The 23,838-nt window shown below is 53.4% G+C and carries 22 protein-coding genes, 1 tRNA gene and 1 rRNA gene; 3 read left to right on the forward strand and 21 right to left on the reverse strand.

What is annotated here, in order from left to right:
• Positions 1-27: 27 nt before the first annotated feature.
• Both IM317_RS02080 and rrf read left to right on the forward strand, forming a co-directional pair.
• Positions 28-103: transfer RNA gene (locus IM317_RS02080), tRNA-Thr, on the forward strand.
• A 43-nt stretch (positions 104-146) separates the two neighbouring features.
• Positions 147-262, forward strand: a 5S ribosomal RNA gene (gene rrf, locus IM317_RS02085).
• A 104-nt stretch (positions 263-366) separates the two neighbouring features.
• On the opposite strand, the gene IM317_RS02090 is transcribed toward rrf, so the two are convergent.
• The 7 genes from IM317_RS02090 to IM317_RS02120 all read right to left on the reverse strand — a co-directional run bounded on the left by IM317_RS02090 (position 367) and on the right by IM317_RS02120 (position 9,783).
• Positions 367-1,125, reverse strand: coding sequence for an amino acid ABC transporter ATP-binding protein (locus IM317_RS02090; RefSeq protein ID WP_023309440.1), 759 nt, complete (start codon positions 1,123-1,125; stop codon positions 367-369).
• Positions 1,126-1,132: 7 nt separating this feature from the next.
• Positions 1,133-2,236 carry an amino acid ABC transporter permease gene (locus IM317_RS02095; RefSeq protein WP_033146777.1) on the reverse strand — a complete coding sequence of 368 codons (1,104 nt, stop codon included), beginning with the start codon at positions 2,234-2,236 and terminating at the stop codon, positions 1,133-1,135.
• A 9-nt stretch (positions 2,237-2,245) separates the two neighbouring features.
• Positions 2,246-3,427 (reverse strand): amino acid ABC transporter permease, encoded by a 1,182-nt coding sequence (locus IM317_RS02100; RefSeq protein WP_032639774.1) that lies wholly within the window; start codon positions 3,425-3,427, stop codon positions 2,246-2,248.
• A 67-nt stretch (positions 3,428-3,494) separates the two neighbouring features.
• Positions 3,495-4,520, reverse strand: coding sequence for an amino acid ABC transporter substrate-binding protein (locus IM317_RS02105; protein WP_033146776.1), 1,026 nt, complete (start codon positions 4,518-4,520; stop codon positions 3,495-3,497).
• Positions 4,521-4,993: 473 nt separating this feature from the next.
• Positions 4,994-5,215 (reverse strand): lipoprotein, encoded by a 222-nt coding sequence (locus IM317_RS02110; RefSeq protein WP_008502867.1) that lies wholly within the window; start codon positions 5,213-5,215, stop codon positions 4,994-4,996.
• 303 nt (positions 5,216-5,518) lie between these two features.
• Positions 5,519-8,632 (reverse strand): efflux RND transporter permease subunit, encoded by a 3,114-nt coding sequence (locus IM317_RS02115; protein ID WP_033146775.1) that lies wholly within the window; start codon positions 8,630-8,632, stop codon positions 5,519-5,521.
• Positions 8,633-8,643: 11 nt separating this feature from the next.
• Positions 8,644-9,783: an efflux RND transporter periplasmic adaptor subunit gene (locus IM317_RS02120; protein ID WP_033146774.1), complete on the reverse strand. Its 1,140-nt coding sequence runs from the start codon at positions 9,781-9,783 to the stop codon at positions 8,644-8,646.
• 386 nt (positions 9,784-10,169) lie between these two features.
• Here IM317_RS02120 and envR point away from each other — a divergent pair, with 386 nt between their 5' ends.
• The gene (gene envR / locus IM317_RS02125) at positions 10,170-10,889 is read left to right on the forward strand and encodes an acrEF/envCD operon transcriptional regulator (protein ID WP_060568791.1); all 720 of its coding nucleotides are present in this window, start codon (positions 10,170-10,172) and stop codon (positions 10,887-10,889) included.
• Here the strand turns inward: envR and IM317_RS02130 are convergent.
• From IM317_RS02130 to IM317_RS02195, 14 genes are all read right to left on the reverse strand, one after another.
• A complete protein-coding gene (locus IM317_RS02130) occupies positions 10,805-12,886 on the reverse strand; it encodes a bifunctional diguanylate cyclase/phosphodiesterase (RefSeq protein WP_033146773.1) in 2,082 nt (693 codons plus the stop codon). The genes envR and IM317_RS02130 overlap by 85 nt on opposite strands.
• A gap of 139 nt (positions 12,887-13,025) precedes the next feature.
• On the reverse strand, positions 13,026-13,190 hold the full coding sequence (locus IM317_RS02135; protein ID WP_023309432.1) for a DUF2556 family protein: 165 nt from the start codon (positions 13,188-13,190) through the stop codon (positions 13,026-13,028).
• 177 nt (positions 13,191-13,367) lie between these two features.
• Positions 13,368-13,664, reverse strand: a complete 297-nt coding sequence (gene fis, locus IM317_RS02140; RefSeq protein WP_000462905.1) for a DNA-binding transcriptional regulator Fis — start codon at positions 13,662-13,664, stop codon at positions 13,368-13,370.
• Between the two features lie 23 nt (positions 13,665-13,687).
• Complete coding sequence (gene dusB / locus IM317_RS02145) at positions 13,688-14,653, reverse strand: tRNA dihydrouridine synthase DusB (RefSeq protein WP_023309409.1); 966 nt, start codon at positions 14,651-14,653, stop codon at positions 13,688-13,690.
• A 330-nt stretch (positions 14,654-14,983) separates the two neighbouring features.
• The gene (locus tag IM317_RS02150; protein ID WP_033146772.1) at positions 14,984-15,724 is read right to left on the reverse strand and encodes a carbonic anhydrase; all 741 of its coding nucleotides are present in this window, start codon (positions 15,722-15,724) and stop codon (positions 14,984-14,986) included.
• A 128-nt stretch (positions 15,725-15,852) separates the two neighbouring features.
• Entirely contained in the window at positions 15,853-16,734 is an 882-nt protein-coding gene (prmA, locus tag IM317_RS02155; RefSeq protein WP_033146771.1) for a 50S ribosomal protein L11 methyltransferase, read from the reverse strand.
• A gap of 11 nt (positions 16,735-16,745) precedes the next feature.
• Positions 16,746-18,197: a sodium/pantothenate symporter gene (gene panF / locus IM317_RS02160; protein WP_033146770.1), complete on the reverse strand. Its 1,452-nt coding sequence runs from the start codon at positions 18,195-18,197 to the stop codon at positions 16,746-16,748.
• Entirely contained in the window at positions 18,187-18,429 is a 243-nt protein-coding gene (locus tag IM317_RS02165) for a YhdT family protein (RefSeq protein ID WP_006178860.1), read from the reverse strand. The genes panF and IM317_RS02165 overlap by 11 nt, the downstream gene beginning before the upstream one ends.
• Before the next feature lie 108 nt (positions 18,430-18,537).
• Positions 18,538-19,887: an acetyl-CoA carboxylase biotin carboxylase subunit gene (gene accC / locus IM317_RS02170; protein ID WP_023333644.1), complete on the reverse strand. Its 1,350-nt coding sequence runs from the start codon at positions 19,885-19,887 to the stop codon at positions 18,538-18,540.
• A 10-nt stretch (positions 19,888-19,897) separates the two neighbouring features.
• Entirely contained in the window at positions 19,898-20,359 is a 462-nt protein-coding gene (gene accB / locus IM317_RS02175) for an acetyl-CoA carboxylase biotin carboxyl carrier protein (protein ID WP_010436174.1), read from the reverse strand.
• Positions 20,360-20,380: 21 nt separating this feature from the next.
• Complete coding sequence (gene aroQ / locus IM317_RS02180) at positions 20,381-20,833, reverse strand: type II 3-dehydroquinate dehydratase (protein WP_023309405.1); 453 nt, start codon at positions 20,831-20,833, stop codon at positions 20,381-20,383.
• Between the two features lie 234 nt (positions 20,834-21,067).
• Complete coding sequence (msrQ, locus tag IM317_RS02185; protein WP_033146769.1) at positions 21,068-21,667, reverse strand: protein-methionine-sulfoxide reductase heme-binding subunit MsrQ; 600 nt, start codon at positions 21,665-21,667, stop codon at positions 21,068-21,070.
• Positions 21,668-22,669, reverse strand: a complete 1,002-nt coding sequence (gene msrP, locus IM317_RS02190) for a protein-methionine-sulfoxide reductase catalytic subunit MsrP (RefSeq protein WP_029741739.1) — start codon at positions 22,667-22,669, stop codon at positions 21,668-21,670.
• A gap of 77 nt (positions 22,670-22,746) precedes the next feature.
• Positions 22,747-23,721, reverse strand: a complete 975-nt coding sequence (locus IM317_RS02195; protein WP_032659658.1) for an MDR family oxidoreductase — start codon at positions 23,719-23,721, stop codon at positions 22,747-22,749.
• Between the last annotated feature and the right edge of the window lie 117 nt (positions 23,722-23,838).

The following is a 23,838-nucleotide window of genomic DNA, read 5'->3' on the forward strand; positions in this document are numbered from 1 at the left end:
GGAACTGCCAGGCATCAAATTTAGCGTGCTGATATGGCTCAGTTGGTAGAGCGCACCCTTGGTAAGGGTGAGGTCCCCAGTTCGACTCTGGGTATCAGCACCACTTTATACTTAGGTTAAAGTTCGGCAAGAAGTAAAAGAATTTGTCTGGCGGCTTTAGCGCGGTGGTCCCACCTGACCCCATGCCGAACTCAGAAGTGAAACGCCGTAGCGCCGATGGTAGTGTGGGGTCTCCCCATGTGAGAGTAGGGAACTGCCAGACATCAAATAAGTGAAAAGGCCATCCGAAAGGATGGCCTTTTTGCGTTTATGCGCGAAAAAAGGTAGGCCGGGTAAGGCGAAGCCTCCACCCGGCAGAGCAAACAACTAATGAATTACCTGTGACAGGAATGCTCGCGTACGTTCTGACTTCGGATGGGCAAAGAACTCATCCGGCGGCGCCTGTTCGACAATCTCACCGCGGTCCATAAAGATCACCCGGTCGGCCACGGTTCGCGCAAACCCCATCTCATGCGTCACACACAGCATGGTCATGCCGGATTGTGCCAGCCCAATCATGGTGTCCAGAACCTCTTTCACCATTTCTGGATCGAGGGCAGATGTCGGTTCATCAAACAGCATAATTTTCGGCTTCATACACAGCGAACGGGCGATAGCCACACGCTGCTGTTGGCCACCCGATATCTGGCCAGGGAACTTATTGGCATGCTCTGCGATACGTACGCGTTCCAGGTAGTGCATTGCCAACGCCTCCGCTTCCTTTTTCGGCATCTTTCGTACCCAAATCGGCGCAAGCGTACAGTTCTGCAGAACGGTCAGGTGCGGAAACAGATTAAAGTGCTGAAATACCATTCCTACTTCCTGACGTACGCGTTCGATATTGCGGATATCTTCATTCAGCTCGATACCATCAACCACAATGCGTCCTTGCTGATGTTCTTCAAGATGATTAATACAGCGAATGGTTGTGGATTTTCCGGAGCCCGAAGGGCCGCAAAGGACGATGCGTTCTCCCTGCTTTACCTTAAGATTAATGTCCCTCAGGACATGAAATTGTCCGTACCATTTATTCACATTTTCCAGCGTAATCATCGCGTCGGCGGGTGTCATAGTTATTTGGCTCATAATTTCCTCAGTGCGGTGTACGCCCGGTGTTAAAGCGCTTTTCCAGATGCTGGCTGTAGCGCGACATGCTAAAACAAAAGATCCAGTAGATCAGGGCAGCAAAGACATATCCTTCGGTGGACATACCCAGCCAGACAGGGTCAACGGTTGCCTGTTGCACGCTGCTAAAGAGATCGAACAATCCGATAATGATCACCAGGCTGGTATCCTTGAAGAGGGCAATGATCGTGTTGACCAGACCCGGAATGACCAGCTTGAGTGCTTGTGGAAGAATGACCAGTCCCTGCGTTTTCCAGTAACCGAGAGCCAGTGATTCCGCAGCTTCGTACTGGCCCTTAGGCAACGCTTGCAGACCACCACGTACAACTTCAGCGACATAGGCGGACTGGAAGAGAATCACCCCCACCAGGGCACGGATCAGCTTGTCGATGGTTGTTCCCTCTGCCATAAACAGCGGCAGCATGACCGACGACATAAACAACACGGTGATAAGCGGTACGCCGCGCCAGAACTCAATGAAGATAACGGAGAGCACACGGACGATCGGCATTTTTGAACGCCGTCCCAGGGCCAGTAAAATCCCCCACGGTAAAGCACCAGCTATCCCCACTGAAGCGATAATCAGCGTCAGCGTCAGCCCGCCCCACTGGCGTGTTTCAACGCGTTCCAGTCCCAGGAAACCGCCATACAACAGTACCCAGACAATAATCGGATAAACTACGGCCCAGGCAGCAATATAGCGTCCACGCTGAGGCAGCTTTTTCCAGAACATAGCCGCGACAGAGAGCAGGCCGATAACCAGCGCCAGATTTATCCGCCAGCGCTGTTCATGGGGATACAATCCATACATGAACTGACCGAAACGCTCATGAATAAACACCCAGCAGGCGCCGGCTTTTGTACAGTCAGCTCGGGTTGAACCGACCCAGTTGGCCTGTAAAAATGCCCAGTTCAGCAGGGGAGGAATCAATTCCCACATGAGCCACAGGCAGACAATCGTCAGCAGGCTGTTACTCCAGCTGGAGAACAGATTCTTACGCGCCCACAGAATGAAACGTCCACCTGTCGAGTTGGCAGGGCGCGAGGAGTGCGACAGTATCGCTTTTGTCATCATAGATCCTTAGCGCTCGACCAGTGCTATACGGCGGTTATAAAGGTTCATCAGCAGTGAAATCACCAGGCTGATGATCAGATAGACAGACATCGTGATGGCGATGGTTTCAATGGCTTGTCCGGTCTGGTTAAGCACGGTTCCGGCGAAGAGTGACACCATATCCGGGTAACCAATGGCAGCGGCCAGCGACGAGTTTTTGACAATATTGAGATACTGGCTGGTCAGGGGGGGAATGATGACCCGTAAAGCCTGCGGAATGATGACCTGGCGAAGCGTCACGGTATGGGGCAATCCCAGCGAGCGTGCCGCCTCGTGCTGTCCATAAGGTACGGCCTGGATCCCTGCACGGATGATTTCTGCGATAAACGCGGACGTATAAATCGACAGCGCCAGCGTCAGGGCTGCCAGCTCGGGAATTAATACCATCCCGCCCTGAAAGTTAAAGCCACGCAGATGTGGAATATCCCAGTGCAAAGCGGCCCCAAACAGCCAGTGTGCAATTAGCGGCAGGCTAACGATCAGAACAACTGCCGTGGGCCAGGTTCTACGAAGCTGACCGGTTTTGATCTGATGCTTGCGGTTAAAACGGAATACCCCCGCAGAGAGCGCAAGCGCTATCACAATCGCGCCGATAAAAGCGTACAGTCCTTCACCCGGTTGAGGAGAAGGAATGGACAACCCACGGTTACTGAGGAAAAACAGCTCAAACGCGTCGACGGCCTGGCGGGGACCGGGAAGGTTACGCAGTACGGCGAAATACCAGAAGAAGATCTGCAGGAGCGGGGGGATATTGCGGAACGTCTCGATGTAAACAGTCGACAGTTTCCGCAGAAGCCAGTTTTCAGAAAGACGCGCCAGGCCAATAAAGAAGCCCAGTATCGACGCGAAGACGATACAAAGCGCCGATACCAACAGCGTATTCAGTAAACCGACCACGAACACGCGTCCGTACGTGTCACCTTCCTGGTAATCAATAAGGTGCTGAACAATACCAAACCCCGCGCTGCGATCTAAAAACGCGAAACCGGAGGTAATGCCGCGGTTATTCAGGTTGGTGATGGTGTTATGGATGAGATACACGGCGATGAGAACAACCGCAACAATAGCAATAATCTGGAATAGCCAGGCGCGGACCGCGGGATGAGAAAAGGATAGCGATCCTTTTACGGCTGAGCGGCGATGGGACATAAAGAAACCTCAGTAACCATGACTCTGGAGTGGGCACTGCCGGAGCAGTGCCCGTTACAGCTATGACTTAACGAACTGGTGGTGCGTACTGAATACCGCCGTTGTTCCAGAGATTGTTCTGGCCGCGTTTGATCTTCAGCGGGCTTTCCGATCCCACGTTGTGTTCAAAGATCTCAGAGTAGTTGCCCACCTGTTTGATGATGTTGTAAGCCCACTTGTTATCCAGCTTCAGATCCTTGCCGAAATCACCTTCTTTACCGAGCAGGTGTGCCATATCCGGGTTGGATGGCTTAGCGGCTTTCTCATCAACGTTTTTAGAGTTGATGCCCATCTCTTCTGCGTTCAGCATGGCAAACAGCGTCCAGCGAACGATGGAGAACCAGTCTTCATCGCCACGACGAACGACGGGGCCGAGAGGCTCTTTGGAGATGACTTCAGGCAGGACAATCCACTCTGCCGGGTTGCTCAGCTTAATGCGTAAGGCATACAGCTGTGACTGGTCAGAGGCCAGCGTGTCGCAACGGCCGGATTCCAGCGCTTTGGCCGATTCATCCGAGCGGTCGAATGTCACCGGGGTGTATTTCATGTTGTTCGCTTTGAAATAATCCGCGACGTTCAGCTCGGTATCGGTGCCCGCCTGGATACAAACGGTGGCGCCATCCAGTTCCTTGGCGCTTTTCAGGCCCGCTTTATTGTGGGTCAGGAAGCCGATGCCGTCATAATAGGTCACGCCCGTAAATGACATCCCCATGCCGGCATCACGGGAGGAGGTCCAGGTGGTGTTACGGGAAAGCATGTCGACCTCGCCGGACTGCAGCGCCGTAAAGCGTTCTTTCGCCGTCAGCGGGGTATATTTTACTTTGCTGTCATCGCCAAAAACGGCGGCTGCAACGCCACGGCAGACATCCACATCAATACCGGTAAATTTGCCGTTCGCATCGGCATAAGAGAAGCCAGGCAAACCGTCACTGATACCACATTGAACAAAACCTTTCTTTTTAACGGCATCCAGTGTCGTTCCCGCATGGGCTTGACCGGCTACGGCAAACAACATGCCTGCAGCGGCCAGGCTGGCTATCATCGTCTTTTTCATAATGCATCCTGTGTGGCGAAATTTATCGTTATAGAGGCGTTTTTAAACGCTTTACCTGTCTGTGGCTTTGGCCAACGTTTATAAAGCAAACGTAATGCCAGTTTTGCGTTCGACAAAATAAGAGACGAGTGAACGCTTAATGCTGAGTGTAGACAGGCTTAAATAAAACGAGCGCCCCAGAACGGTGCGAAATTACAACCTGTGCCACAAATCGGAGCAAAAGTTGCGAGTTGGGTCAGGAAAAAGAAGAGATAGTTTTCAGCGTGAATATTGGCAGGGTATTCAATAATCTTAATGTGTGAAAATCATCACGATAGAATAAGTAATTTGAATGAATATGCGAAAAAGTTGTGACTGACTTCAGGCTTAGATTAATTTAGTGAATATTTACAGGGCTATTTTTTTACTTATTTGAAAATATTGCACTCATTAAAAGCAAAAGCGCGGCCAGAGCCGCGCTTTCTCAACAGATGTTACTTCGTGAGGGCAACAATACCCAGTGTTAAACCCGCTACTGCGGCAGCACCGCCGGCGATAGCACCCGCAGTCTCCCAGTTATCCTGGGTGGTGCCTTTCATACAGGTATTGGTATGAACCAGTCGGCCCTGGTCGTCGTAAACCGGTACACATGGAGAATCGTGCGCGCAACCAGCAAGCAGCGCAGCGAGAAGTGCAACGGAAATGAATCTTTTCATGATGTTACCTCAGTATTATTTCTCATCCGCTATAAAGCCAGGAGGGCTATTAACGAACTGGAAGTTATTTTACCACCGGGGTAAGTTCTCGTTACACGAGGAATAATCTCAAATTATGTAGTTTGTAAAAATCGTGGAGAAAAGTCGGTTTCAGGAGGAATTAATGGAGACATTATGGAGTTGCAAGAGACTGTTTTTACTTAATGCAAATCATCATATTCTTAATGCTTCCTTTATGTAAAACCTAATTCGTTGTTTAAGTTAAAAATAAAAAGGCACCAGAGGTGCCTTTTCAGGGAAACATTAACCTTTATGGTGAGTAAACCGTCGCCGAACAACCACAAAGAAAACGGGCACGAAGAAAATCGCCAGAAGCGTTGCGGAAAGCATTCCCCCCATAACGCCCGTACCGACGGCGTTTTGCGCGCCGCTCCCGGCCCCGGTGCTGATCACCAGCGGCATGACGCCAAGAATAAAGGCCAGAGACGTCATCAGGATCGGTCGAAGGCGCATCCTGGAAGCTTCCAGCGTGGCTTCAATAATGCCTTTGCCTTCTTTATCCATCAGGTCTTTAGCAAATTCGACGATCAGGATGGCGTTTTTCGCCGATAAACCAATCGTCGTCAGCAGGCCGACCTGGAAATAGACGTCATTGTTTAACCCGCGCAGCGACGCTGCGAGAAGAGCCCCAATGACCCCAAGCGGCACAACCAGCATAACGGAGAACGGAATGGACCAGCTTTCATACAGCGCAGCCAGGCACAGGAACACCACGATCAGTGAAATGGCGTACAGGGCAGGCGCCTGGTTACCCGAGAGCCGCTCCTGATAAGACATCCCCGTCCAGTCATAGCCGATGCCGGAAGGCAGTTTTGCCGCGAGACTTTCCATCATAGCCATGGCCTCACCGGTGCTTTTACCCGGGGCTGATTCACCCAGGATCTCCATAGAGGGCATCCCGTTATAGCGTTCCAGACGAGGTGAACCATACACCCAGCGAGCGTTGCTGAAGGCGGAGAACGGGACCATTTCCCCATTCGCGCTGCGCACGTAAAGGTTATTAATATTTCCCGGCAACATACGGAATTTTGCGTCGGCCTGTACGTAGACCTTTTTCACGCGACCATGATCGATAAAGTCATTCACATAGGTGCCACCTAAGGCCGTCGAAATCGTCTGATTGACGTCAGAAAGGCTGACGCCCAGCGCCTGCGCTTTCTCCTGATCGACATCCAGCTTGAACTGAGGCGTATCTTCAAGACCGTTAGGGCGCACGCGAACCAGCAGGTCAGTGTGCTCATGCACCATGCTGAGCAGTTGGTTACGCGCCTGCGTCAGCTGGGTATGCCCCAGGTTGGCCTGATCGATCAATTCAAAATCGAAGCCCGTGGCGGTACCCAGTTCGATAATTGCAGGCAGGTTAAACGGGAACACGAGGCCATCTGTAATTTGACTGAAGGCTTTTGTCGCGCGGCTCACAATGGCTTCGACGCCGTTTTCCGCCCCCGGGCGCTCCTCCCAGGGCTTCAGGCTGACGAAGGCGATACCGGCGTTCTGACCCTGGCCGCTAAAGCTAAAGCCGTTTACGGTAAAGACGGATTCCACGTTCGCCTTTTCGTTGTTCAGATAGTAGTCCTGAACCTGATCGAGGACCTGCTGAGTACGCGTCTGGGTTGCACCCGCCGGGAGTTGAACCATCGTCATAAACACCCCCTGATCCTCTTCGGGCAGGAAGGAGGTAGGCAAGCGCAGGAAGAGCACCGCCATCCCTCCGACGATAATGACGTACACCGCCAGATAGCGCCCTGTCTTACGCAAAATACCGCTCACGCTGTTGCTGTAGTGCTCCACGCTTTTATCAAAGAGCGCATTAAACCAGCCGAAGAAGCCGCCTTTCTTCTCATGATGGTCGCCGGATACGGGCTTAAGCAACGTTGCGCAGAGTGCGGGCGTCAGGATTAGCGCAACCAGTACGGACAACGCCATCGCGGAAACGATAGTCAGCGAGAACTGGCGATAGATCGCCCCCGTCGAGCCGCCAAAAAAGGCCATCGGAATAAAGACCGCCGATAGCACCATTGCGATCCCCACCAGTGCACCCTGGATCTGCTCCATCGACTTCTGCGTGGCCTCTTTCGGCGGCAGTTTGTCTTCGACCATGACGCGTTCAACGTTCTCAACGACCACGATAGCGTCATCGACCAGCAGACCTATCGCCAGCACCATACCGAACATCGTCAGGGTGTTGATGGAGAAACCGAATGCCGCCAGAACCGCAAAGGTACCCAGCAGAACGACCGGCACCGCGATAGTCGGGATGAGCGTCGCCCGCAGGTTTTGCAGGAACAGGTACATCACCAGGAAGACGAGAACGATCGCTTCAAACAGGGTCTTCACCACTTCGTGAATGGATATTTTCACAAAAGGGGTGGTGTCATAGGGATAGACAACTTTCAGCCCCTGCGGGAAGAACTGCTGCAGTTGCGCCAGCTTGCTCTTAATGGCTGCCGCGGTGTCCAGCGCATTTGCCCCGGTTGCCAGCTTAATCCCCAGACCGGTTGCCGCCTGCCCGTTAATTTTAGTGACCATGTTGTAGTTTTCGCCACCCAGCTCAATACGAGCCACGTCCTTCAGATGAACCATCGAGCCGTCCTGATTCACCTTGAGCGTCACGCGGCCAAACTCCTCCGGTGATTTCAGGCGGGTTTGCGCGATGATTGAGGCATTCAGCTGTTGCCCGGGAATGGACGGCGTTCCGCCCAGCTGGCCTGCTGCTATCTGGTCGTTCTGCGTTTTCAGCTGGTTGATAATATCCTGCGGCGTCAGCTGGTATTTGTTCATCGCGTTGCTGTCGAGCCAGATGCGCATCGCATACTGAGCGCCAAACAGCTGAACGTCACCGACGCCAGACGTTCGGCTGATGGCATCTTTGACGTTCGAAGCGACATAGTCAGAGATGTCATTCTGCGTGAGATTTTTGTTGTCTGAAACAAAGCCGGCGACCAGCAGGAAGCTGCTGCTGGATTTCTCCACGCCAATCCCTTGCTGCTGAACCTCTTGCGGCAGCAGCGGCATGGCGAGCTGCAGCTTGTTCTGCACCTGTACCTGGGCGATGTCCGGATCGGTTCCTGACTCGAAGGTCAGGGTGATGGTGACATTACCCGCTGAATCGCTGGTGGAGGACATATACATCAGCTTATCGATACCGTTCATGTTCTGTTCGATAACCTGGGTCACGGTATCCTGCACCGTTTGAGCGTCCGCTCCCGGGTAAGTCGCGGATATCGCCACGGCGGGAGGAGCAATGGTCGGATACTGTGCGACGGGAAGTTTGAGAATGGCCAGCCCGCCTGCAATCATCAAAATGATGGCAAGTACCCAGGCGAAAACCGGTCTTTGAATAAAGAAATTAGCCATTTCGTCGTCCCTTAACCGGCTGGCGTCGTGGTGATATCAGGCGTGGCGACGACGGTTACCCCGGGTCTGACTTTCTGTAGCCCGCTGACAATCACGCGGTCACCGTTTTTCAGCCCTTCCGTCACCAGCCAGCGATCGCCAATTGCCTGAGGGGCCACGACGGTTCGCGGCTCAACCTGATTTTTATCATTCACCACCAGGACGGTTGCATCGCCTCGCGGTGTACGGGTCACGCCTTGCTGTGGTACCAGAATCGCCTCCGGCTGGGTGCCTTCATCAATGCGGGCGCGAACGAACATGCCGGGTAACAACAGATGCTGAGGGTTCCGGAAAATGGCGCGCAGGGTAATCGAGCCGGTACTTTCATCGACCGTGACGTCAGAGAACTGCAATGTGCCTTTTAGCGGGTAGGGCTGCCCGTTCTCCATCAGCAGCTCAACGTTGCTGGCGATATCACCTTTTTGCAGGCTTGTCTGTTTCAGGCGCATAAAATCATTACTGGACTGGGTGACATCAACATAAATCGGATCGAGCAGCTGGACCGTTGCCAGTGCTGCGGCTTGCCCGTTCGTCACCAGCGCCCCTTCGGTCACGCTGGATTTTCCGATACGACCATCAACCGGAGAGGTCACTTTGGTGTAGGCAAGGTTGATACGTGCGCTTTCAACACCCGCTTTTGCGGCAACCACGCTGGCATCTGCCTGCTGAGCCGTCGCCACGGCCTGGTCATACTCCTGCTTACTGACATACTGGGTGCCTACCAGCGGGAGATAACGTTTCACCGTCAGGTGCGCAATATTGGCCGCCGCCTGAGCCTTCGCCAGTTCGCCTTTCGCGCTGTCATAGGCTGCCTGATAGGGCGCAGGATCAATCTGGTAAAGTGACTCGCCCGCTTTTACATCGCTACCCTCCGCGAAGTTACGGCGCAGGATAATGCCGCTAACCTGAGGACGAACCTCCGCAACGCGAAATGCATCTGTTCTGCCCGGGAGTTCAGTGGTGACCGCCAGAGGCGCGCTTTTAACAATATGCACGCTGACCTGAGGCACCTGCTGGTGTTGCTGTTGATTTTCCTGACCATCGCATCCAGTGAGCAGTACCGCGCAGACAATGAAACCGGATAAGGGCAAACGTCTGAAATGATTCGTCATTACTGTTCCTTTAAATACCCATTCACCGATATATGCCGCGAATCGGTAGCAAGGGCAGAGGGATAAAAATAAAATGTAGCTGCGTATAATAATGAGGGTATTTAATGTTTTTTAATTTATAAGTGCGAATAACCGTGTTTGTAGAAAAAAATCAGAATCAGACCGGGTCCATTCAGGGATATACTTCAGGCATGTTAATCAGGTAAATGAGTTTAATGTTTTTAATTATTCACTCCGCCAATTTAATTGGGGCGATATATTTATATTGATTATAAATTAAGAGGGGTGACTTTTTTTGTGCAAAATTAAAACGGATTTTAGTGAATACTTACATTTGCATGAACGCAATATTACTTTTAAACCTTGTGAGTAACGAGTAGTTGCCTATGGCGCGTAAAAAGAAAGAAGAGGCTCAACAAACCCGGCAGCAGCTGATTGAGGCGGCTATTGAACAGTTTGCGACGCGGGGCGTAGCCAGCACGACGCTGACGGATATCGCTGATGCTGCTAAGGTGACGCGCGGCGCGATCTACTGGCACTTCACCAGTAAATCTGAAATATTTAATGCCATCTGGGAACAGCAATTACCGCTTCGCGAGATTATTCACGACAAGCTTTCCCTTTCCGATAGTGACGATCCATTGTTAAAACTTCGTGAGCAATTTATTACTGCGCTGCAGTATATTGCCCATGAACCCCGGCAATGTGCGCTTTTACAAATTCTGTATCATAAGTGTGAATTTAGCAGCGATATGATTTCTGAACGTGAAATTAGAAAGCGTATCGGATTCAACGATGACACGCTACGCGCCGCGCTGGAGACCTGTATTTCGCGAAACATCATTTCGCCACAGGTGAATGTTGATCTCACCTTGATTGTATTCCACGGTTTTTTTAGCGGAATAATTAAAAACTGGTTAATGAATAACGACAGTTTTAATCTTTATCAGCAGGCTCCCGCTCTGGTCGATAGCATACTGGCGACACTCCCGGTTATTCGCGTGTCGCCAGATGAGGGTGCTTACTGTTCAGCGGCAGGTAACATTTCCCCTCGGGCACAAAGTGCCTCTATGGTCTGCGCGCTGACGGGTTTACCTAACAGATAACCCTGAAGGGTGTTACAGCCCAGCTCGGTTAAAAAGGCTTGCTGCGCTTCGGTTTCCACACCTTCAGCCACGACTTTCAGGTTAAGTGTTTTAGCGAGAGCCACAATCGCTGAGACAATAGTGGCATCCTCGCTTTCGCCGCTGAGCTCTTTCACAAACGCCCTGTCGATTTTCAATTCGCAGGCCGGTAAGCGCTTGAGATACAGCAGGCTCGAATATCCGGTGCCAAAATCATCAATGGAGGCTTTCACGCCTGCATCCGTCAGCTCTGTCAGCACGCGTACGCTTTCATCCGGGTTGCTCATCGCCGTGGTTTCCGTCACTTCGAGGATCAACATTTCCGGTGGCACCTGGTGAAGTGCCAGGCAGTCGAGAACCGTTTTAACCAGCGAAGGTTGCTCAAACTGCAGTGTCGACAGGTTTACCGCCATTGACCAGCTTTGATGTCCCTGAAGATGCCATTCCCGCAGCTGGCGACAGGCTTCATTAATCACCCAGTTGCCAATCGGGACGATCAGCCCCGTTTTTTCCGCCAGCGGCAGAAAAAGGTCCGGCGTCAGCAACCCTTGCTTAGGATGCTGCCAGCGCAACAGCGCCTCGAATCCGAGGACCGGGCCCGCCGGGGCGTGAAATTTTGGCTGATACAGCAGGCGCAGCTCATTGCGATCGATCGCCATCCACAAATCGTTCATTAACTGGAGATGGGTCTGCGCCAGGGTGTTCATGGAGGGCTGGAAGAAGTGGTAACCGTTACGGCCCATATGCTTCGTGTGATACATCGCCGCGTCGGCGTTAAACATCAGCTCACGCTCGGTTTTGCCGTCGTGAGGGTACAGCGCGATACCAATGCTGAGGGTCACCACCAGTTCATAGGGGCTGAGATTGAAGGGGCTATCGATCGCGCGCACCAGCGAATTCGCCAGCGATGCCGCGTCGTCCGGACCTTCTCCCTCTGCCAGCAGAACAAATTCATCACCGCCGATGCGTGCAAGGGTGAACTGGCCTTTCAGGAGAAGCAGCAGACGCTGCGTAACGGCGACCAGCAGCCTGTCACCGACATCATGGCCGTAGGCGTCATTGATAGCTTTAAAGCCGTCAAGATCCATGAACATCAGGGCAAAGTGATTCCCTTCACGATCGGCTTTGCTGATGGCCTGATCCAGTCTGTCTTCCAGCAGGATACGGTTGGGCAGACGCGTCAGGGTATCGTGTAGCGCCAGCTGAGCGAGTTCCCGGTTAGCTTCTGCCAGCGACGAGGCCAGAAGGGCGGTACGAGCCTGAAGGCGGGCATCCAGCATCGACACCAGCAGGGTGATCCCAAGAATAGAGAGCGCGACGACGCTGACCAGCACCGCCAGCCAGCTCCCGTTAATCCCCTCATGGTGAACCATTGTGGACATCGGAAACTGCGCCGCTTTCATCCCGGCATAGTGCATGCCGGCAATGGCAATTCCCATCGTGATGGCGGCACCCATGCGCATCAGCACGACCTGCGCGGCTTCGCGACGCAGGCGGAAGGTCAGCCATAATGCCGCGAGTGAAGCGGCAAGCGCAATCACGACCGAAATGGCCACCCAGACCTTGTCCCAGATTATCCCGGGCATCACCTCCAGCGCCGCCATGCCGGTGTAATGCATGGCCACAATACCGCTCCCCATCACCAGCGCGCCGGGCAGCAGTCGGCGCAGGCGTAGTTGCTCGCAGCTCACAAGCCATAGCGCAAACAGCGACGAACCCACGGCGATGACCATAGATAATACCGTCAGGGTGGCGTTGTAGCTCATGCTCATGGAGAGGTCCATCGCCAGCATGCCGATAAAATGCATGGCCCACACGCCAATCCCCATAGCAATACCGCCGCCAGCCAGCCAGACGCGGGCAGCGACGCCCTCACTCCCGGCGACGCGTGCAGCCATGTTCAGCGCGGTATACGCAGCAAGAATGGCAACAACAAAGGAGAGGACGACAAGGATATGGTTGTATTGGCTGACCAGCATGGACGGTTCTACTCGAGTGTGGGGTTACGCTAGAGCGGTTGAGAAGGGCGAGACATTATCACCGTCAGGTAATGGCTCAAAGGGATTTAAATCCCCGTTTTTAGTGGGTAATAACGGGGTGATTTGCGCAATCGGGCGGTTAGTCGAGCTCTGAGCAGTTCACGAGTTTCAGCGGATTGACGGAGTTCATATTGCGACACTTATCGGTTTCGGTGCTCATCAGTTCAATCCACTGCATAAGGAGTGTATCAAAAATGAGAACGGAGATTGCAAAGACAACCAGCCACCAGTATTTACGAATCATTGTGTCATTCCGCGAGAAAATCGCCAGTAAGGTGGGGGAAATATACACGAAAAACTGGGGTTGAAAAGCAGGAGAGGCGAAGGTTTACAATGCGTTGACGGAGAAGCGCAGGTAATAAAAAAGGCGCTTCCCCATGCCGAAGAGCGCCTTTTTAAACAAGCATTTAACTGATTAGTATCAGTTCATGCCGTATTTTTTCAGTTTCTTACGCAGAGTACCACGGTTGATACCCATCATCAGCGCAGCGCGGGTTTGGTTACCGCGGGTGTATTGCATCACCATGTCCAACAGTGGCTGTTCAACTTCAGCCAGTACCAGCTCATACAGGTCATTAACATCCTGACCGTTCAGTTGAGCAAAATAGTTCTTCAGTGCCTGTTTAACCGAGTCACGCAGGGGCTTTTGAGTTACCTGGTCCTGAGAGTTAACGGTAGAAACGGTCAGTACGTCAGAATTTACGCGTTGTTCGAACATAGTTCTGTCAGCTCTTTATTTCATTACGCAAGATTTTCGAAGTATGCCTCCAACGCCTCCAGCTGTACGCTGGCATCCTCTATGGCGTTGAATGTGCGCCGAAACTGGTCATCTGGAGCGTGCTCCTGGAGATACCAGGAGACGTGTTTACGCGCAATTCGGTACCCTTTTGCCTGACCGTAGTGGTCATGCAGTTCCCGAACATGCGAACAAAGCAAGCGCTTAACCTCTGCCAGAGGCAGCGGGGCAAGCAGCTCCCCAGTGTCCAGATAATGCTGGATTTCCCGGAAGATCCAGGGTCTTCCCTGAGCTGCACGTCCTATCATCAGAGCATCAGCTCCCGTATAGTCGAGTACAGCCCTGGCTTTAAGCGGGTCAGTTATGTCGCCATTCGCGATAATCGGAATGGAAACTTTCTGCTTAACTGCCCGAATGCTGTCGTATTCAGCTTCACCGTTGAACAAACAGGCGCGAGTGCGTCCATGGATGGTCAGGGCCTGAATGCCACAGTCTTCGGCCAGTTGGGCAATCTCTACACAGTTACGGTGTTCCGGCGACCAACCCGTGCGAATCTTCAACGTAACAGGAACGTCCACCGCGCTGACAACCGCCGTCAGGATAGCTTTCACCTGGTCGGGGTATTGCAGAAGGGCTGAACCTGCAAGCTTGCGATTCACCTTTTTGGCCGGGCACCCCATATTGATATCAATAATCTGGGCACCACTTTCCACGTTAATCCGCGCGGCATCTGCCATCTCTTCAGGCACGCTTCCGGCAATTTGCACGGTGCGAATACCTGGTTCATCAACGTGCACCATCCGAAGGCGGGATTTATCGCTTTCCCAAACCTGCGGGTTAGACGACATCATCTCGGATACGGTTAAACCGGCTCCCATCTCATAGCACAGCGTCCTGAACGGCCGGTCTGTAATACCTGCCATTGGGGCTGCGATCAGGCGATTTCTAAGCTGGTGGTGTCCGATGCGCATGAGTTAAGAAATGACCATACTGTGACTGCAAGGCGGCGTATATTACGCATTTTTTGCACGAGATGAAAGGCCAAACTTTGAACAATCCACTGTTGTAGATCAAGGAATCGCCGCCCAATCTTCCCGTTAAAAATTATTCATTATTTAAATCATTAAGTTATATGATAATGGTTATTTTATGGGCGCTTACAATTTCCCGTAACTTCTCATCATTTCTGAATAAATGCGTCGCTGAAGCGGGATAATCTGCTGTTTTTAACAGCAGATTTCCCTTCTTCTTTGCGATCTGCGTCGCATTTTAGAACATGATCGTCATGCGAAAAATGCGTGTTATTCGACCACGACGCGCCCATGCAGCGACTGTACCGGACGGTTATTATCGTGATGCATTGTCCGGGTGAATCTGGCAAGTTGTTCTGCAGAAACCGTCAGGGGCTGTTTAAGTACAATCCAGGTAACGCCTTCTGAACACGGTGGAGTGGTCAGTGAACCGCTAAAGCGCCAGTACGTTTTATTTTTTGGCAGCAGTTTGTTCAGGTTGAGATCCTGTTTGATGGAGACGTTCTGCTCGGCCTGCTGAGGCATAACGCGCCACAGTTTTTCAAGCTCCGGGTTTGCGGCCCCTTTATCAAACATGACCGCCACCACCGTCAGTTCCCCACTGGCATTTTTATGAACCAGATGCATTTCCATCGCGTACCTCTTGCCATGTACGGTGTTTTCGCTCGGCGCGTGGAAATGGAACTGCTGTAACGTCCAGGTTTGCTTATCGAGAGTAAGGGTATCGCGGGTGTTCGCCTGTTCACCTGCCTGAATGGTATGGCCATTGTTCGTCAGTGTAACAGGGCCATCAACGTAGTGGGTTTGTAGCGGGGAGAGATGGGCGTTAGTGGTCGAATCAATATTAACAGGAGACTGGTTCATACCGCTTTGACAGGTCTTGTATGCCTCGTCCATCTCGCCCCAGTGTTGCGGTGAACCTTCCCCTTCATAGCTCCAGTGTGATGCAAATGCTGAAGCCGAAATCATGCTCAGCGCCAGCAGCGCTGCCTTGCCTGTAACGTGTGTCATCATATTCTTCCGGTGAATTTTTGTAATACAAATCAACATGATTTGTAGGGTTATTTTACCGAAGAATGAACGGGGGAGAGAGGATTATCAGAGGGTGAGAGGCGTGGTCAGATGACCACGCCAGATTCTTATTTTTTACGCCCGGTGATGCGGCACCACTCTTCTTTTTCCAGCACCGGGTCGAGGGCAAAGAGATCGGCGTAGGCTTCACACACGCTGTCGGCCTGGCTTGCCAGGATACCGGAAAGCCCCAGCAGACCGCCCTCAACGGGCAGCACGCTGATTAACGGAGCCAGTTCGCGCAGTGGGCCCGCCAGAATGTTTGCGACCACCACATCGGCTTTCATGGCTTCTGGCTGAGCATCCGGCAGATACAGCTCCAGACGATCGGAGACGCCGTTACGCTCGGCATTATCGCGGCTGGCCTGAATCGCCTGCGGATCGATATCGATCCCGATGGCTTTTGCCGCGCCCAGCTTCAGGGCTGCAATCGCGAGGATCCCGGATCCGCAGCCGAAGTCGATCACTGTCTTACCGTCCAGATCCAGACCATCCAGCCACTGCAGGCACAGAGACGTGGTTGGGTGAGTACCGGTACCAAACGCCAGACCCGGGTCGAGCATCACGTTGACTGCGCTTTCATCAGGGACATCGCGCCAGCTCGGACAGATCCACAGACGTTTGCCGAACTGCATCGGGTGGAAGTTATCCATCCACTCGCGTTCCCAGTCTTTGTCTTCCAGCTGTTCGATTTTATGCACGAAACCCGCGCCCAGCAGAGGATGATTCTCCAGAATCGCGACAACCTCTTTCATATCGGTTTCGGCATCAAACAGGCCAATAACGTCGGTATCACCCCACAGGCGGGTTTCGCCCGGCAGCGGCTCAAAGACCGGCGTGTCATGCGTGTCCTGGAAGGTGATAGAGACCGAACCGGCCTCCATCAGCGCATCGCTCAGCTCTTCGGCGTTAGCGCCGGTTGTGTTCAGTTTTAGTTGGATCCACGGCATGGCAAAACTCTTTATTTATCAGTAGAAATCATAGCGGGTTGTGGGACGGGTTGACCGAAACGGTTCCCCACCACAAACGCCAGTAAACTTAGCAGTAACGAAGGCACAATCGGATGGAAGCCCAGGTACTGAATCTTAAACGTTGCGAGGACGGCGTAAAGCACGCCGCCGACAATCATCGCGCTCAGCGCACCGGCGGCATTCGCGCGCTCCCAGTAGAGTCCTAACACCAGCGGCCACAGGAATACCGCTTCAAGCCCACCAAATGCCAGCAGGTTCAGCCAGATGATCATCTCCGGCGGGCGCCACGCGGCTAACAGCAGCAATGCCCCTAACGCCAGAGTAATAACGGCCGACATGCGCTTCAGGCGCCGTTCATTCTCTGCCTGCTCAGGACGCAGGTTCAGATAGAGATCTTTTATGATCGTAGCGGAACTTTGCAGCAGCTGAGCGTTGATGGTCGACATAATGGCGGCCATCGGTGCGGCGAGGAAGATCCCGGCGGCAAATGGCGGCAGTACTTTAACCATCAGGGTTGGGATAACCAGATCGGGTACGGTAAGGTCAGGAATAACTGCCCGACCTAACGCGCCCGCCAGGTGCATACCAAACATCAGGATTGCGACAACGATAGTGCCGATAATGATACCTCTGTGCACGGCTTTGCTGTCTTTGTAAGAGATACAGCGGACGGCGGTATGCGGCAGGCCAATCACCCCAAAGCACACCAACACCCAGAACGAGGTCATAAAGGTTGGAGAAAGGATGTCATCCGCGCCCTGCGGCGAAACCAGTTTTGGATCGATCGCCTCGAGCGTTTCAACCGCATGGCTCAGGCCGCCCGCGGCGTGCACAATGCCGACCAGCAGGACGATAGTGCCGATAAGCATAACCATGCCCTGCATCGTATCGTTCAGCACGCTGGCGCGGAATCCGCCAAACGCGGTATACAGCGCAATGCTGACTCCGAAGATGATCAAGCCTGTCTCGTAGGGAATACCCGCCGCCGTTTCCAGCAGGCGTGCCCCGCCGATAAACTGTACCGTCATTGCGCCAATAAAGGCCACCAGCAGGCTTAAGCTGGCCAGCCACACCAGTAAACGGCTCTGATAGCGGGCAAACAGCATATCGTTGAGCGTCACGGCATTATAACGGCGCGCCAGAATGGCAAATTTTTTACCCAGTATGCCCAGCGAGAGCCAGACGGCAGGAAGCTGGATCATCGCCAGCAGCACCCAGCCTAACCCGTATTTATAGGCTGCTCCGGGTCCGCCGATAAACGAACTGGCGCTGATGTAGGTCGCGGTCAGCGTCATGGCCAGCACGACGCCGCCCATCGAGCGGCTGCCAAGAAAATACTCGTTCAGGAAGGTGCCCGTCGTTCTTTTACGCATGGCGTAAACGGATAAACCAAACACCACTAACAAGTAAGCGATAAGCGGCAGAATGACTTCAAGCTGCATCATCGTCCTCCAGCGGAATATCGCGATAAATGAATTTCACCATTGCCCAGCACAGCAGGATGAAGACCAGCGGTACCAGCAGACACGCCATTTCGAACCAGTGCGGCAGGCCGGTGATGCCAATAGCGGAGTCAGGTAAGTAAGCAGTTACTAACCATGCAGCGAGATAGAGAAGGGTCAGCCACAGCGCCCAGCGCGCTTCTTTATGGGCCTGAACAAAACGTTTGTCCATTTTTTGTCCCTTGTGGATGAAGAAAGCGGGGATTGTACATGATGGGGCCTGGCGATCCCCAGAAATAAAAAAGGCCGGATAATCCGGCCTTTTAGCAACACAGGTCTCTTACTTCTCGTTCAGACCGAGTTTTTTCTCCAGATAGTGGATATTAGTTCCACCATTCTGGAAGTGCTCGTCGCTCATGATACGCATCTGCAGATCTACGTTGGTTTTGATACCGTCGATGATCAGCTCCTGCAGGGCGTTTTTCATGCGGGCAATCGCCACGTCACGGTTTTCGCCGTAGCAGATAAGCTTGCCGATCATTGAGTCATAGTACGGCGGTACGGTGTAACCGGCGTAGATATGAGACTCCCAGCGCACACCAAAGCCACCCGGCGCGTGGAAACGCGTGATTTTACCCGGGCTTGGCAGGAAGGTGTTCGGGTCTTCGGCGTTGATACGGCACTCTACCGCATGGCCTTTCACCACAACTTCTTCCTGCTTGATGGACAGCGGCTGGCCTGCAGCGATACGCAGCTGTTCTTTGATCAGGTCAACGCCGGTGATCATTTCGGTAACCGGGTGTTCAACCTGAATACGGGTGTTCATTTCGATGAAATAGAACTCGCCGTTTTCGAACAGGAACTCAAAGGTACCTGCACCGCGATAGCCGATATCGACACACGCTTTGGAGCAACGCTCGCCGATGTAGCGACGCAGTTCCGGGGTAATGCCCGGTGCTGGTGCTTCTTCGACCACTTTCTGGTGACGACGCTGCATGGAGCAGTCACGTTCTGCCAGATAGATCGCGTTACCCTGACCGTCAGCCAGCACCTGAATTTCGATGTGGCGTGGGTTTTCCAGGTATTTTTCCATGTACACCATGTCATTGCTGAAAGCGGCTTTCGCTTCTGCTTTGGTCATGGAGATGGACTGCGCCAGTTCAGCATCGCTACGCACAACGCGCATACCGCGACCGCCGCCGCCGCCGGACGCCTTGATGATAACCGGGTAGCCAATGCGTTTAGCATGAGCACGGTTAGCATCCATGTCGTCGGTCAGAGGGCCGTCAGAGCCTGGTACGGTTGGAACACCGGCTTTTTTCATCGCGGTGATTGCAGACACTTTGTCGCCCATCAGGCGGATGGTGTCGGCTTTCGGGCCGATGAAGATGAAGCCAGAGCGTTCAACCTGCTCAGCAAAGTTGGCGTTCTCAGAGAGGAAGCCGTAACCCGGATGAATTGCCACCGCGCCGGTGATTTCAGCGGCACTGATGATAGCCGGGATGTTCAGATAGCTTTTTACGGACGGAGCCGGGCCAATACAGACCGTCTCATCCGCCAGCAATACGTGTTTTAAATCGCGATCCGCGCTTGAGTGCACAGCGACGGTCTTGATGCCCAGTTCTTTACAGGCACGAAGAATACGCAGTGCGATCTCGCCGCGGTTGGCGATAACAATTTTATCCAGCATGTACGCCTCGTTACTCGATGACGACCAGCGGCTCGTCAAATTCAACCGGCTGACCACTTTCGACCAGAATCGCTTTCACAGTACCTGATTTGTCTGCTTCGATCTGGTTCATCATTTTCATCGCTTCAACGATGCACAGGGTATCGCCTACGTTGACTTTCTGACCCACTTCGATGAACGCCTTCGCGTCCGGGCTCGGGGTGCGGTAGAAAGTACCAACCATTGGGGAACGTACGATGTGACCACTGATTTCTGCTGCAGCGGCAGGTGCGGCTTCAGCTGCTGGCGCAACGGCTGCGGAGAGCGCAGGCTGCTGCACTGGCGCAGCATAAGCTTGCTGCATTACCGGGAAGCTAGCGGCTGGGGCTGCACGGCTGATGCGTACAGACTCTTCGCCTTCAGAAATTTCCAGTTCGGAGATGCCTGATTCTTCAACCAGCTCGATCAGTTTTTTAATCTTACGAATATCCATGAGTGGGTTCCGTACTCTTGTTTAGTGTGATTGTGACAAGCGTTTTACCGCTGTCTGTAAAGCGTATGAATAGCCGTCTGCGCCCAGTCCACAGATAACGCCAGCAGCGATATCTGACAGATACGAATGGTGACGGAACGGCTCTCGGGCGTGCACATTACTCAGGTGGATCTCGATAAACGGGATACTCACCGCGAGCAGTGCGTCGCGGATAGCAACACTGGTGTGCGTAAACGCGGCCGGATTGATCAGGATATAGTCCACATTGTCTTTAGCCTGATGAATACGGTCGATGAGTGCGTACTCCGCATTCGACTGAAAATGATCCAAATCCACATTCAGTGACGCTGCTTCCGTTCCCAGACGGTTAACAATTTCACTCAATGTTAGCGTGCCGTACTTCTCTGGCTCACGGGTGCCGAGCATGTTCAGGTTCGGTCCGTTCAAAACTAAGATATGGAATTTATCAGTCATTATGCCGCTATCTCCTGCGATTTTCGGGTAAAAAACAAAATATACCTTCGAAACGCAAATGTCACCTTTTCAGAGGCTTAAAACCGCTGTCAGGCGAACCAAGGTCGCACATTATAACGATTTCGTAGCATTTAGCAGCTAAATACTGGTCTTATCAGGGAAGATTATCAACCGCTATCCGAAAAAGATTTGCGGTTGACGGGTAATCTGCGGGAAAACGCACAGTTTCGCGAACTATCGCAACCACTGGCGGAACTTCTTGTAACGCCATGCCAAAAGCGCCACGGCCGCCAGTGCATAAAGGATTGGCTGCGGCGAGAGGATCTTCACCGACCACAGGTAATGAATGGGAGCGAGGATCGCGACAAGATAGACGAAGTTATGCAGAAGCTGCCAGCGCCTGCCCAGTTTTCGCTGCGCATATTGCGTGGATGTCAGCGCTAACGCCAGTAAAACCACCCAGCTCACGATACCCAGCGTCAGATAAGGACGTGTCACCAGTTCGCGGCCAAGCAGCGCCAGATTGTTAATTCCCAGTTCCAGCAGGGCGTAGCTGGTGAGGTGCAGCGTCGCCCAGGCAAAACACCATAGCCCTAACAGGCGACGGGTGCGTATCAATAAGGGCTGTTTAGCGTAGCGCGCCAGCGGCGAGACGAACAAGGTGGCCAGCAAAAATTTCAGAGCCATCCGACCGGTAAAATGCTGGATATCCTTCGCCGGGTCTGCGCTAAAGAGCCCCTGGCTGGCGGCCCAGAACAGCCATATAAAAGGAAGCAGCCCGGCCAGGTGCAGCAGCACTTTCAGCCAGGTAATCTGTTTTGCCGTTAAACGCACTCAGAAGTTCTCCCGTAAGTTGAGACCACGGTAAAGCGAGGCCACTTCATCCGCATAGCCGTTAAACAGCAGCGTCGGCTGGCGCTTCACGTCCAGCGCACCGCCGGAACCGATAAACCGCTCGGTTGCCTGCGACCAGCGCGGATGATCCACGTGCGGGTTAACGTTGGCGAAGAAGCCGTATTCGTCCGGAGCCGCCAGATTCCAGGTGGTTGGCGGACGTTCGCGGGTAAGCTTAATGCTGACGATAGATTTAATCCCTTTGAAACCATATTTCCACGGTACGGTTAAACGGATAGGGGCACCGTTCTGCGGCGGAAGCGCTTTGCCATATACGCCAACGGTCAGCAGGGTGAGGGGGTGCATAGCTTCGTCGAGACGTAGCCCTTCCACATACGGATATTCAAGCCCGCCGCCGATAAACCGATCTTTCTGCCCGGGCATCTCGTCCGGCGCATAGCGCGTCTGGAAAGCGACATATTTTGCGTTGCTGGTGGGCTCAACCATTGCCAGCAGTTTATGCAGCGGGAAGCCAATCCAGGGCACCACCATCGACCACGCCTCCACGCAGCGCATGCGATAGATACGCTCTTCGAGCGGGAAACGGGTAGTAAGATCGTGGTGATCCAGCGTCAGGGGTTTCGCCACTTCGCCATCAATTTTCAGCGTCCACGGATCGGTTTTGAGGCTCCCCGCGTTGGCGGCAGGATCGGCCTTATCGAGACCAAATTCGTAGAAGTTGTTGTAGCCGGTAACTTTATCTTCCGGCGTGAGCGTCAGCTTGTTTTGCCATTCGGCCGGTTTCGTAAAGGTGAGCGGGGCGCCGGATGGGGCCTTTGGCCGATCGTTGCCTTTAAACCAGTCGAGCAGGTCGGCGTGTGCCGCGGGAGAGAGCGTCAGGGCTGTGGCGCTGATGCCAAGCATTTTCAGGATCTGGCGGCGCTGTAACATAAAGACAGACTCAGACGTTACGTCAGCTTCCGTCAGTTTTCGGTTTTTCATGGCATCCTCCGTCATGCGTTTTTCTAAGCATGACGGAGGAGAGGGATTCGCGCGAATATGTCACGAAAATTTGAAGATTAGGCGATTTTCACCAGCGCGCGGCCGTGGAATTGGTTGTCCATGATCTTACTGGCGTATTCCGGCGCCTGGCTGAGGGTTATCTCCGTTGCGCTCTGGGTATAGAAAGATTCCGGCAGATCGCGCACCAGCCGTTCCCAGGCTTCATGACGACGGGCCGGCGGGGTCATCACGGAATCCACACCCTGCAGGCGTACGTTACGCAGAATAAATGGCATCACGGTGGTTGGCAGGGCAAATCCGCCCGCCAGACCGCAGGCTGCCACGCAGCCGCCGTAGTTCATCTGCGCCAGGACTTTTGCCAGCACCTTATCACCGACGGTATCCACCGCCCCAGCCCAAACCTGTTTTTCCAGCGGACGGGTTTCTGCAAATTCGTCGCGGCTGAGAATGCGGCTTGCACCGAGCTGGCGCAGATAGTCATGGGTGCTTTCTCGGCCGGAAACCGCAGCGACCTGATAGCCCAGCTTGTGGAGCAGCGTGACTGCCGTGCTGCCCACGCCACCGCTGGCGCCGGTGACGACAATTTCCCCTGACTCAGGGCGAATACCCGCATCTTCCAGCGCCATCACGCACAGCATGGCGGTAAAGCCTGCCGTGCCGACGATCATCGCCTTGCGGCCATCCATGCCTTTCGGCACAGGCACCAGCCAGTCGCCCTTCACGCGCGCCTGCGTTGCCAGCCCGCCCCAGTGATTTTCACCCACGCCCCAGCCGGTGAGCAGCACATGCTGGCCCGGATGGAAGCGCGGATCCTCGCTGGTATGAACCCGCCCAGCGAAATCGATCCCCGGCACCATAGGGAAATTTCGGATGATTTTACCCTTACCGGTAATAGCCAGCGCATCTTTATAATTTAAACTGGACCAGTCGATGTCGACGGTTACGTCGCCTTCCGGCAGGCGACTCTCTTCAACCGCCTGCACTGAGGCAAGCGTTTTGCCGTCCTGCTGTTCTAAGATCAAAGCCTGCATACGGGGTCCTCACGACTCAGATGATTGGAAAATAATTTCTGAAGACTATACTCGCTCAGGGAAACGCAGTGCCGATTTAACGCAATAAATTGCCAGATACGCCCGATTTGGTAGTAT

It is taken from the genome of Enterobacter cloacae complex sp. S3 (genome assembly GCF_014930495.1).
In the GTDB taxonomy this organism is placed as follows: domain Bacteria; phylum Pseudomonadota; class Gammaproteobacteria; order Enterobacterales; family Enterobacteriaceae; genus Enterobacter; species Enterobacter asburiae_B.